Source organism: Evansella halocellulosilytica (genome assembly GCF_002335745.1).
In the GTDB taxonomy this organism is placed as follows: Bacteria; Bacillota; Bacilli; order Bacillales; family Salisediminibacteriaceae; genus Bacillus_CA; species Bacillus_CA halocellulosilytica.
In genome coordinates this window covers 1-12,937 of record NZ_NIST01000001.1, presented here as the reverse complement: position 1 = coordinate 12,937, position 12,937 = coordinate 1, and the positions used below count along the sequence as shown (strand labels likewise).

The 12,937-nt window shown below is 40.9% G+C and carries 8 protein-coding genes; 2 read left to right on the top strand and 6 right to left on the bottom strand.

Annotated features, from left to right (window positions below; genetic code table 11):
- Positions 1-20 precede the first annotated feature (20 nt).
- Positions 21-554: an NADPH-dependent FMN reductase gene (locus tag CD001_RS00040; protein ID WP_096185563.1), complete on the bottom strand. Its 534-nt coding sequence runs from the start codon at positions 552-554 to the stop codon at positions 21-23.
- Positions 555-763: 209 nt separating this feature from the next.
- The gene (gene tnpA, locus CD001_RS00035; protein ID WP_096185561.1) at positions 764-1,165 is read right to left on the bottom strand and encodes an IS200/IS605 family transposase; all 402 of its coding nucleotides are present in this window, start codon (positions 1,163-1,165) and stop codon (positions 764-766) included.
- A gap of 86 nt (positions 1,166-1,251) precedes the next feature.
- Here tnpA and CD001_RS00030 point away from each other — a divergent pair, with 86 nt between their 5' ends.
- Together CD001_RS00030 and CD001_RS00025 are read left to right on the top strand one after the other, a co-directional pair.
- On the top strand, positions 1,252-2,595 hold the full coding sequence (locus tag CD001_RS00030; RefSeq protein ID WP_257009667.1) for an RNA-guided endonuclease TnpB family protein: 1,344 nt from the start codon (positions 1,252-1,254) through the stop codon (positions 2,593-2,595).
- 298 nt (positions 2,596-2,893) lie between these two features.
- Positions 2,894-9,538 carry a pullulanase gene (locus CD001_RS00025; protein WP_096185557.1) on the top strand — a complete coding sequence of 2,215 codons (6,645 nt, stop codon included), beginning with the start codon at positions 2,894-2,896 and terminating at the stop codon, positions 9,536-9,538.
- A 100-nt stretch (positions 9,539-9,638) separates the two neighbouring features.
- Here CD001_RS00025 and CD001_RS00020 read toward each other — a convergent pair whose 3' ends face one another.
- The 4 genes from CD001_RS00020 to CD001_RS00005 all read right to left on the bottom strand — a co-directional run bounded on the left by CD001_RS00020 (position 9,639) and on the right by CD001_RS00005 (position 12,583).
- Positions 9,639-10,592, bottom strand: coding sequence for an ornithine cyclodeaminase family protein (locus CD001_RS00020; protein ID WP_179298535.1), 954 nt, complete (start codon positions 10,590-10,592; stop codon positions 9,639-9,641).
- Positions 10,593-10,742: 150 nt separating this feature from the next.
- Positions 10,743-11,981 carry an NAD(P)/FAD-dependent oxidoreductase gene (locus CD001_RS00015; protein WP_096185553.1) on the bottom strand — a complete coding sequence of 413 codons (1,239 nt, stop codon included), beginning with the start codon at positions 11,979-11,981 and terminating at the stop codon, positions 10,743-10,745.
- On the bottom strand, positions 11,974-12,312 hold the full coding sequence (locus tag CD001_RS00010; protein ID WP_096185552.1) for a (2Fe-2S)-binding protein: 339 nt from the start codon (positions 12,310-12,312) through the stop codon (positions 11,974-11,976). The genes CD001_RS00015 and CD001_RS00010 overlap by 8 nt, the downstream gene beginning before the upstream one ends.
- Positions 12,305-12,583, bottom strand: coding sequence for a (2Fe-2S)-binding protein (locus tag CD001_RS00005; protein ID WP_096185551.1), 279 nt, complete (start codon positions 12,581-12,583; stop codon positions 12,305-12,307). Before CD001_RS00005 ends, CD001_RS00010 begins: the two co-directional genes overlap by 8 nt.
- Positions 12,584-12,937: the final 354 nt, after the last annotated feature.

Sequence of the window (12,937 nt, the reverse complement as noted above, 5' to 3'; positions counted from 1 at the left end):
GTCTTTGGTTTGTGCGTTAATTACTGAAACTGGTCTGTTAAGTTACGTATTAAATGCTGAAGTGATTTTACCACTTCAAGGTTGGCAAATTCCCCTTCCTCATTTAATTTAGTATTTGCTCCAGAAATTAACAATGTTCGTTCCTCATCCATATGAGCATTGAGCATACTTAAATTTAGTTGCAATGCTTGATGAGCATGTTTCCCTCCTCCTGAAGAAGTAATGACTGCTACAGGCTTTCTGTATAAATTTGCTGATGATACTAACCATTCTAATGCATTTTTGAGCACACCAGGTACACCTTTTATATATTCTGGTGTACAAATAATTACACCGTCAGCTTGATCTAACAATGACCGAAAAGATTGTACCTCTGCAGGAGGAGGCTCCCCGTCTAGTTCCGGATTAAAATAAGGAAGTTTTTGGAGGCCGTCATATAGGATATATTCAACCTCGTTCGGCATATATTTTCTCAAACTCTTCAACGACTTTTGAGTGGATGAATGCTCTCGTATACTGCCAGATAACGAGACAATGACTTTTTTAGACTCCATTTTTACACCTTCTTCATTTTTATTGGTTTAACTATCTCATTAAAATGAATCTTCTTCAACTTCCATGCTTACTGAAACTGTAAGTGCAAATGCCCCTGTATTTTCTTATATACAGAATAAATAGGGCTATAGACTCTATTGAACAAAAAAATTAGCGACGCATTCCCCTTCAAAATCTATTGATTTAGTGGGGGTTAGTCGCTAAGGTCTTATTCTCCCTGTTCTTCAATGTATTTTTTTATTACATCGATTGTCGCTCCACCAGTCGTTAATACCATATAACTTCTGCTCCAAAAATACGGTTTCCAATAGTATTGACTCAGGTAATTTTGGAATTCTTTGCGAATATATCGAGAAGTGACGGTTTTAAAGCTATTGATGGTGTTTGCTAGATTTATTTGAGGAGGTGCGTCGAAAAGGATATGTATGTGGTCTTCTTCACCGTTCATCTCGATCATCTCGCAATTCCATTTCGAAAATAAATCTTCTGATATTTCCTTCAACCTTTTCATCACATCATCATTGATGCATTTATGTCTGTATTTTGTGACGATAACTAAATGATAAGTCAACTTAAAATATGTGTGTCTATTCTTTTTATAATCAGTCATTTGAATCCTCATTTCCATTTACAACTAAATTTTATTTTGATATGATAAATATATCCTATCAATGAAAGTTTTGGAAGGAGGGTTTGATGATGAAAATAGCTAAAACGTTATCTCACAAGATTACGAATCATTCTCGCATCTTCGATGCTACGTTAGAAGTTTATAATCATGCTTTATCTTTCATTATTGATATCATCGAAAAAGAGTTTGATCATCTTGATGATATGACGACGAAATCGATCGTTCCGTTGGTAGAAAAGCTCATTCATACAACGAAATCAAACCCTCTTCCGAAATACCGAGAGTTTGACTCTCTTTTTTATAAATTTCCTTCGTATTTGCGTAGAGGTGCAATTGCAACAGCTTTTGGCAAGGTCAAAAGTTATCGTTCTCATTACCGTAATTGGGAAGAAGAAAAAGCAATCGTCCTTTCCGAAGGAAAGAAATTTAAGAAAAAACCACCACGTTTGCAACTCGAGCATAAGGAGTTTCCTGTGTTTTACCGTGGCAACATGTTCGAGAGAACATCAGATACAACAGCTCAAATCAAGGTTTTTCATAAAAACGATTGGGTTTGGATGGATATCGAATTCAAAAAACAAGATTTATATAAACGCGGTGTTTGGGATTGGAAAGAAAATAACCCCAAGCTAGTTAAGGTTGGAAAAAAGTATTTCCTTCATTTTAGTTATCAATCAAAAGTGACATTATCAAAAACTAAAATGAAAGACCAAAAAGCATGTGCTGTCGACCTTGGAGTGAATAACTCTGCGGTTTGTTCGATCATCGATGCAAATGGAACTGTCTTGGCTAGAAAGTTTATGAATCAACCCAAAGAAAAAGACCAATTGTACACGATGACGAACAAATTACGCAAAGCTCAACGTATTTCAGGTCGGATACCTGCACCGAATTTTTGGCGTAGAATAAATGGATTACAAAAGCATATTGTAAACAATACTTCACACGAAATTGTGAAGTTTGCACATGAACATCATTGTGATGTGATTGTTTTTGAGTACCTTGACAAAATGAAAGTTCCAAAGGGGTTTTGGGGAGCAAAGAAACTTCGTTTCAAGCTGCGTTATTGGAGAAAGAAAGGCATTCAAAACAAAGTAGAAGAAATGGCACACTATTTAGGTATGCGCATCTCTAGAGTAAACGCTCGTAATACGAGCGCCCTTGCATATGATGGTTCTGGATTCGTCGAAAGAAACGACAAAAAAGACCTTGCCATGTTTACAACAGGCAAAGTCTATCATGCGGATTTATCAGCTTCGTACAACATTGGAGCTCGATATTTTATTCGAGGCATCCAAAAATCCATTTCTGAAAAGAAGTGGTTGGCTCTTCAGGCAAACGTTCCTGAGTTGTCAAAAAGGACAAATACGACCTTGTCTTCATTAATTAGCCTTAATCTGGCGCAGTAGTTCCTGAAGGGAATTACACTGCGAGATGTCGAGCTGTATTTAAGATAAGGGATGCTCCATCAAAATCTTCGATTTAGTTGGAGAGGTTCACCGATCATCAAAAATCCCCCCTTGATTGTTCAGAAAATTCGATGTATTATGTCGGTGAGGAAAGCGTTTGCACAACTAATGTACAAATGACTAGAATTTTAACCTTTTATTTTGCCATTTTTGTGCAAACGGTTTCATAAAAAACTAGAAGGAGGTTCGCCAGCATTTTAAATGAAGTGTCTACATTTTACGGATAGGGGGAGTAGATATGATGATGAAAAAAAGAACGAAAAGGCATGCTTCCATGTTCATGATCGTAGTCATGTTGATGAGCTTGCTTCCATTTTTTCCAATCCAGCAAGTGAACGCTGAGCCGGAAGTGATTGAAGAAGTCGAAGAAAGCGGTACTGAACCGAGATCAGACGAAGCTGTTGAAGTCGATGAGAATGAATCCGACTTAAGCGAAGCAGTCGAAGAGGAGGAAAATGAATCCGAATCAATCCAAGACGACAATCATTCGAATTCCGACGATGCGGTAGAAGAGCATGCTCAATCTGGATCTTCTGTAACGAAGGAAGCGAATGCACAATCAATTGACACCGATAATGTCGGCCCAGTTTCTAGCGACAACCGAACGGTTCGTTTAACGTATGAGCGGGAAGATGGAGACTATGACGACTGGGATGTTTGGGTATGGAACACAGGAGTTCAAGACGATAACATTGATTTTATAGACTTTCATGATACGGGCGCATCAGCTTATATTGAGGTGGCGGATACGACACAAGAAATTGGTTTTATTATCCGAAAAGGAGACTGGGAAGATCGTGAACCGAATGGACAAGAGCTCGATCGGGTGATCCACGTTAACGAGCAGGATCGTTTAACAAAGGCTCACGTTATTCAAGGTGAAGAAGATTTTCATATTGTTCCAGGTATTCCAAAGCCTGAAATAGAAGGCGGCAGCGCGACATTTTTTTATAGAGACAAAGAGCTTTACGAACAAGATCAGATGGACGATATTGACAGTGTCGAGCTTGAGGTTGCCAGCGAAACATTTGAAATGGAATATGAGGAAGAAAATGAACGTTATCGATATGAGTATGAAGACTTTCCGGAAGGTTCATATGAATACGTGTTTCATGTCACGATTGACGGTGAGACGGAAGTCGTAACAGACCCTTATTACGACGAATCTACGATCGACAATCGTATAGTAGACATTAAGATCAATGGTGAAGTGGAACCACCGGCAATTGATTATAACGAAAATGCAGTTTTAACAATAAATGTTGCAAGTGAAATTGAAGCAGGCATTCGTCGGATATACGCCGACTTGTCAGAACTCGGTGGTCCTGAGCAACTTGACATAGATCCAGAGCTAAACGAAGTGACGATTTCTGTTGCTCATGATGTAACAGCAGGGGAAAAGGAGATTCCGCTAACCGTTATTGATGAGTATGGAAACGAACATGGTGGGCTAGCAAATGTTGAAGTAAACACACGTCAGTTTGTCGGTGAAGGCGACTTTGATTGGGATGAGGCACTCATTTATTTCATGCTTACTGACAGATTTTTTGATGGAGACTCGTCAAACAATGACCCTTATGGGATCGGGTATGACGATTATGACGAGTATGATCGTGGTACATATCAAGGTGGCGATTTTAAAGGAATTACCGAGAAGCTTGATTACCTTGATGAACTTGGGATTAATACAATATGGATTAGTCCGATTGTCGAAAACATTCGGCATGATGTGCGCTACAATGCAGACGACGAGCATCCGAGTGACCTCCCGTATTTTGGTTATCACGGCTATTGGGCCCTGAACTTTGAAGAACTGAATCCACATTTCGGGACGATGGAAGACTTCCATGAAATGATCGATGAAGCAGCTGCACGTGATATGAAAATTATGGTTGATGTCGTGTTAAATCATACAGGATATGGGTTGAAGGAAATAGATGGCGACATTCCAGAAAGCGAACGACCAGCAGGGTACCCAACTGATGAAGAGAGAGCATTTTTTAGTGACATGCTTCGTCAAGGGGAGGATGTCGGAAGCGATGAAGTGACAGGTGAGTTAGCCGGTCTCCCTGATTTCATTACAGAAAATCCAGAAGTACGTGAACAAATTATTGAGTGGCAAACAAACTGGATCGAAAAATCACGGACAGAGCAAGGCAATACAATTGACTATTTCCGCGTTGATACAGTTAAGCATGTTGAAGATACGACTTGGATGGCGTTTAAAAATGCATTAACGCGAGAAATGCCCGAGTTTAAAATGATCGGTGAATCTTGGGGCGCTGGTCAAAATGATGATCACGGTTATTTACGTACCGGGATGATGGATTCATTGCTTGATTTTGAATTTAAATATGCGGCTAGAGACTTTGTAAACGGCAGCCTTGAAAGCGTTAATAGCCGTTTAGAAACGAGAAATCATCAACTCGATAATACTGCAACACTTGGACAATTTTTAGGGAGTCATGATGAGCAAGGATTTTTAGAAATGGTTGACGGTGATGAAGGAAAGCTGAAAACTGCTGCATCCTTACAAATGACGGCAAAAGGTCAGCCAGTCATTTATTACGGTGAAGAGCTTGGCTTAAGCGGCGCAGACAATTATCCGTATTATGATAACCGGTATGACATGGCTTGGGATGAAGTGGAAGAAAACGAGATTCTTGAGCATTATCAGAAACTATTATCGTTTAGAAATGATAATTCTCACGTTTTAGCAAGAGGGGACAGAAGTTATGTTGCTGGTTCTGACGATGAGAATTATCTGTTGTTTGACCGAAGATATGATGACGAAACGGTTTATGTAGGGCTAAACGTTGCAGAAGAAGCTCAGGAAATTACTTTATCCGTTGATTCAGAAGACGTTACCGTGACTGATTATTATAGCGGCACGACGTATGAGGCAACGGAAGCCCTTGAGATAACGTTGACGATTCCTGGAGGGTCCGATGGCGGAACGGTGTTACTATCTGCTGATGACGGTGAAATTATTGGGGCAGATCGTGGCAGCGAAGAAGAGGAGATTCCAGAGAACACGCTGCGTGTCCATTACGAACGAGCAGATAACGATTTTAACGGCTACGGCTTATGGGTTTGGGAAGATGTTGTCACACCCTCTGAGGAAGCAGGCAGCTGGCCAGACGGAGCAACACCTTTTACCTCAGAGCAAATGACCGATTATGGGGCGTATGTTGACATTGAATTAATAGAAGATGCAAGTCAAGTTGGCATGCTTGTGAACCATACGAATGGAGAAAATCTAACCGGCGATATTTTTGTTGACCTATTATCTTCAGAAATGAACGAAATTTGGTTGACGGAAAATGGAGACGTTTTCTTGTACGAGCCTGTGGAACTTCCAGAAAACACGATTCGAATTCATTATCAAAAGGATGACGGTCACTATGAACCGTGGGGGATTTGGACGTGGGGCGATGTTACCGAACCATCGAATGATTGGCCGATGGGAGCAACGCCATTTTCAAATGATCAAACAGGAAAATATGGAGCTTATATCGACGTTGAGCTAACTGAAGAAGCGGAAGGGATCAACTTTTTATTTGTTGAGAGAGACCAGGATGGGAATCAAACCGGAGACATGAGCTTTAGCGATTTAGAAAACTATGATCAAATCTTCGTTCGTGAAGGGGACGAGACTGTCTACACGAACCCGTACTATATTTTTGAAGAAGGGTTAAGGTTCGGTGAACTGTTGAATGAGGAAAAAATTGAGCTGACGTTCACATCGACAGTAGGATTCACAGAAGACGAGCTGAAGGATGGACTTTCAGTTTTTAATAAAAATGGCAGTAATGTCTCGGTTGATCAAGTCATCAAGCACGAAGATGGGAGAAAGGTTACTATTCACGGATTATTTAACTTGGACGATGCTCCGTATGAAGTCGTCTATATGGGCCGCACGGTTCAAATTCATAAAGGGTGGCGGTTAATTGACGAAGAATATGGTTACGAAGGTGATCTTGGGGCGACTGTTCATGAAGGCGGCTCAGCTACGCTAAAACTATGGTCGCCAAGTGCTGACAACGTATCGATTATTTTGTATCACCGTGATGATCAATATGAAGTTGTGGCCGACGATATTGATATGACGTTAGGTGAACGTGGGGTTTGGGAAGTGACGTTGGATGAAGGAAATACAGGGATATCAGATTTGACGGGCTTCTATTATCATTATGAAATCGAGCGTGGCGGGGAAACCGTTCTCGCTTTAGATCCGTACGCTACGTCAATGGCAACTTGGGACAGTGGAAATGTTGACGAAGTGCCAATCGGAAAAGCTGCGATCGTTGATCCTTCTGCTATCGGACCTAAGCTTGATTTTGCCGAAATTGAAGGGTTTGAAAAGCGTGAAGATGCGATTATTTATGAAGTGCATGTTCGTGATTTCACTTCAGATCCAAGCATTGATGACGAGTTAGAAGCGCAATTTGGAACATTTGCTTCATTCGTGGAAAAACTCGATTACATTGAAGACTTAGGTGTCACGCACATTCAACTTTTACCGGTGATGAGTTACTTTTTTGCAGATGAATACAACCGTGATCAACGATTACTAGACTATTCATCGACGCAAAATAATTACAATTGGGGGTACGACCCACACAGCTATTTTTCACTTACAGGCATGTATTCGGAAAATCCAGATGATGCGGAAAAACGAATTGAAGAATTTAAACGGCTCATTGATGAAATCCATAGCCGTAATATGGGCGTTATTTTAGATGTCGTTTACAACCATACAGCCCGTGTTGAGATTTTTGAAAACTTAGAACCGAACTATTATCACTTTATGGATGCTGATGGAACACCGAGAACGAGTTTTGGTGGAGGGCGTCTAGGTACGACGCACAAAATGGCGCGACGAATTTTAGTCGATTCGATTATGTATTGGACGGAGGAGTTTAAAGTTGATGGCTTCCGTTTTGATATGATGGGTGATCATGATGCAGAAAGTATTCAACTCGCTTACGATAAGGTGAAAGAGGTTAATCCGAATGTTGTAATGATCGGTGAGGGCTGGCGAACGTTCGTTGGTGACGAAAATGGCGGGGACATTATGCCTGCTGATCAAGATTGGATGCAGTATACAGAAAGTGTCGGTTCGTTCTCGGATGATTTCCGTAACGAATTAAAATCCGGTTTTGGTAGTGAAGGAGAGCCGCGTTTTATTACTGGAGGAGCACGTGACATTCAGCGTATTTACGATAACGTGACGGCGAACCCTCATAACTTTACTGCAACGAATCCAGGTGATGTTGTTCCGTACATTGCCGCACACGATAACTTGACGCTGCACGATGTGATTGCACAATCGATCCAAAAAGATCCAGATTACCATCAAGAGGAAATTCATAAGCGAATTCGTCTTGGGAATGCGATGGTTTTAACTGCACAAGGGACTGCATTCCTCCATGCAGGACAAGAGTTCGGGCGTACGAAGCAGTTCCGGGCAGAGACAGAAGAAGCGCCGTATAAATCGACGTATATGACCGATGAAGACGGTAACCCGTTTGAGTATCCTTATTTCATTCATGATTCTTATGATTCAACAGATGCGATTAATATGATTGATTGGGAGAAGGCAACGAATGAAGACGCGTATCCAATAAACAATGTAACACGGGAATATACGACTGGTTTGATTGAACTTCGCCGTTCAACGAATGCCTTCCGTTTAGGAACGATGGATGAGATTGATACAAACGTATCGATGATAGAGGCTCCTGAAATAGGTGATACCGATTTACTAATCGGTTATAAAGCGGAATCTACAGATGACACTGGGACCTACTTTGTTTTTGTCAATGCAGATGATCAACAACGTACACTTACGGTAGATGATGACTTAACGAATGGTGAAGTGATCGTTGATGCGAATGAAGCAGGGGTGACCGAGGTTGCTGATCCAACAGGGGTTGAGATAACTACAGATTCGATCTCACTTGATCCATTAACAACGGTAGTCGTTCGTACCGATACCGATGAGGAAATAGAAGATGATGATCGACAAGAAGAGAGTGAGGTGATTACGAAGCCTACTGTTGAGGAAGGTTATGCGACGATTGACGATCGCATCCTTGACCTTCTTGCTGTCAATGGAAAGCTAGTGATCGATTTAAGTGATTATGTGGGGAAAAAATCGGTTACCGTTACGCTTACAGAAGCTCAGATCCAAGTTTTACGTGCGAAAAAAGCTTCACTAGTCATGGATCGTGGAGATGCTTCAATGGTTGTTCCATTAAGTAATTTATCCGACAATGGTGATGCTGCTTTCACGATGGTACGGAGGGATGATATAGCTCGAAGTAATGAAGCATTAAGTGTCATTTACGCATTCACGATTGAACAAAACGGTGAAAAAGTGAGTGAATTCACAGACGTGGTAACGTTATCGTTTACAGTAGACACGTCGAATGTAGGTCATGATGAAGATGTAAAACTTCACTATTATGATGAGGAATCTGCGGAATGGGACGTGGTTGAAAGCTCGTTCGCGGACAGCATTGTTACAGCAAATGTAAGTCACTTCAGTACGTATGCTGTGTTTGAATTGGCAGACGAGGAAGATGGAGGTACTGAAGAGGAACTGAATGGTAAGGATGATTCTTCAACTGGTAGCGAACCTGGAGGAGAAGGTTCGACTGGTGATGGTGATGGAGGGGATTCAGAATCAGGACAAGGTCAGTCTGGCGAATCTCGATCGAAAGATGATGGTGGAGCTAAAAGAGAAGGGGAAGGTGAAAAACTTCCTGAAACAGCAACAAACCTATACAATCTCTTATTGATCGGCAGCCTCCTGCTGATCGCTGGCGTCTTAACATTCTGGTATAACCGGCAAAGAAAACAAATCGATAAAGGGTAGGGAGTTGCGAGGATGACTGATATCAGTCATCCTCGTTTCTGAATTATCAGTTTTCCATTTCACTTCCAGGTGCCTGGCACCTGGAAGTGAAATGGAAATGCTATAAGTCCATATATTCTCCGATCCCATGATCTCTCGCTTTTTTGTGTAAAGATGACGCAACAATGACATCGAATAATGGGTCTCCAACAGATTTAAATATTATCGTATCATCAGCAGAGATTGTTTCGTTTCCTCGGATAATTTGTGATAATAACGGTGCATTTTTTTCTCCCCATCCGGATGATTTCGCATTAAGCATATCACCGGATTCATTCCAGGCCGCTGCTGTATCAGTTCCAATGAGCGTTGCTTTATCCCACAGCTGTCTAGGAAGTTCAGTCATATTAGGCCTGAAAGATCCTACTGCGACTATCATTTTCCCGCTCCACATATCATCATTTAAATAAGGGAGGACGGGAGAGGACGAATTGGTAGCAGTAATGATAATTTCACAACTTGTAACGATTTCTTCTGGACTAGATGGATAAAAGCTTACATCTGGAAACTTAGCTGACATTTTTTCTTTGAAATTTTTTACATTTATTAAATTTCTACTATGGAAATAGACTTCTTGTATATTTCGTGATGCTAGTGCTGCTGAACATTGACTTTCACCTTGCACCCCAGTACCAAAAACACCTAATTTTGTTGAATCTTTGTGTGAGAAGTGTTTGATTGCAAGACCGCCAATTGCTCCAGTACGAACAGCAGTAAGATAACTTGCCTCAATTAAAAAATATGGCTGCCCTGTAATACGATCATACAAAGTCATTAATCCATTAATAAGAGGGAGATGTTTTTCTTTATTTTTTGGGGCAACTGTTACTATTTTTGTACCTATATTTTTTTCGATAAAACTTGGCATGAGCAGCAATGTGTTATCAGAATCTTCAATGTGAGTTCTTGGTGGAGCAAACCCTTCAGCATCGTTCTTAAAAAAAGATTCAAGGCTAGCCATTGCATCCTTTTCATTAAATAGTTTTCTTTGTTCTTTTAATGGTAAAAACAACATATGCATCAACTCCTTAATAGAAGGTGCTCAAAAAATCCAGGATAGTCACCAAATCCGTGTAGGGGAACTCATGATGTGACGTTCTTGGCTCTTTATGACATTCTTTTTAACACGCACTTATAGTCGTTCGTTCAGAAATTCAAGAAATAATTAGACAAGTTCGTTTTTTTTGAAAGGCTTTATCGACATGTTTTCGCTCCAAAGCTGCTCTAATTGCTCTCTCGCTCCAAAAATATTCGGGTAGAACTGAATCGAAGAATCCTTTCGTATTTTAGCAACATCGTCAATCGCTTGATAAAGGAGTTCTTCCAATTGAATTTTTTCGCTTAAAAGGTACCTTGCGATCGAAAGGCCAGCTACAGTTCCTTGTGCCATCGCCACATTAGCACTTTCGATACCGGTAATATTTCCAGCTACAAAAAGACCGGGAAGTGGCGTCTCCATTTTATTGCTATGTAATGGAATGTGTCCGCCTAGTTCAGGCATGTAATGCAAAGGGCACCCAGCAACAGCTATCAGTTCTACAAGAGGCGATAACCCTCCTGCGATACAGACAAAATCGACTTCAACCTTTTGCTCGGTACCTTTGATAATCTTGCCAGTTGAATCGATGTCAGCAACACGCACATATTCTACTTCATATTCACCACCAATTTCGATGACCGCTTTTTTTAATTGGATTGGGGTATTCCATACGTTTATACCGTTTTTTGGATAAAACATCATTCCAAGCTTTTTAAACGTATCATTTCTCATTAGTTTGCTGCCTAGGCGAATCAACGATGATGGAGCTAAATGTGATACTTGAAGCATTGACTCCATTATATTTTTAGGGTCGCTGTGATCATAGGTAGCGCTATTTCGTGCTGGAAGAAGAACCCCTTGAATATCGATATCAGCTAAACGCAATTCTCTTGTGATCGCCATAGACAATATATTAATCCCGATGACAACTCCGCGGCATCCTGGCTTAACTCTGTGTACATTGGTCATCACTTGTGCTGCACCGATAGACATTACTCCAGGAAGCGTCCATCCAGGAAGAGGGATAGGTGTTTCTGATGCGCCTGTCGCGATGAGAAGGGTAGGTGTAAACAAGACTTTATTAGTGGTGAATACGTTCCAGCCATGTTCAGTTTGTTTAATGTCGTATACAGATTGGCTAAACTCCATTTTTACACCGATTTTTAACGCCTTTTCTACTAATTTCTCAGCTTCTTTTATCCCATTCCACCAAGATCCGTCTGGCTCCTCATGCAGTTGACCGAGAAGACGGCCGCCGGGTTTCATAAATTCATCTAAAATTAAGACATCTAACCCGTGTTCAGCACATGAAATAGCAGCAGAGATTCCTGCAGGGCCAGCTCCGATTATGATCACATCATTCATAGATTACGCCTCCTTTCTTTAAGGGATTTGGCAAAACTTTACCTGAATGAACCTCCATGTTCTCTTCAATAGGAGTCATGCAAGCTCTCACTCCACTTTGGCTATTTACAGTTATACGGCACTCATAACAATGCCCGATATTGCAATAGAACCCCCTTGGAGTCCCATATTCTTCTTGAACACGGAGCGTTCTGATGCCGTTTGCAAGTAGAGCAGCAGCTATTGTATCTCCTTTTAACCCAGTTATTTTTTTCGAATCAAAGGAAAAAGTTACTTCTTCTCTCTTGTCTGTAACCCCTAAAATTGGGTGGTGGTTGATTCGATCAGTCATGGAAATTCACCTTTTTTGTATGAAAAGAAATTGGGCGTACAGGGGGCTGATGTTTTAGTGGAGAATGATAATTAATAGATTCATGATTATAATGCTGGATGATCGATTCGATTAAATGACGGCATGTTCTTCCGCCGCAATAGCCCATTCCAGCTCTCGTTCTCAACTTAATTTCACGTGAAGAACATCTGTACGTTTCAATCGTTTGTTCAATTTCTTGGAGTGAAACTTCTTCACATCGGCATATAATGGTCTTTTCATTTGTTGTCATGACATTTTCACCTCTTGTTTTATTCTTACTTTCTTAATTGCATGCAAGTATTAAGCCAACTTTTAGAGGATGTTCAAAAAGGTCCGGGAAAAATAGCTTTCGTATCTCTGCGTTGACTCGTTTTTCCGTTACTCACGTATGACCAAGATACGCTCCGCTCCTCAAAACTTCGTCGCCTTGATCTACTTGGCTCTTTTTGTCCTCCTTTTTGAACCCGCATAAAGAGGATGTTCAAAAGGTCCGGGAAAAATAGCATTCGTACCTCTGCGTTGACTCCTTTTTCCGTTACTCACGTATGACCAAGATACGCTCCGCTCCTCAAAACTTCGTCGCCTTGATCTACTTGGCTCTTTT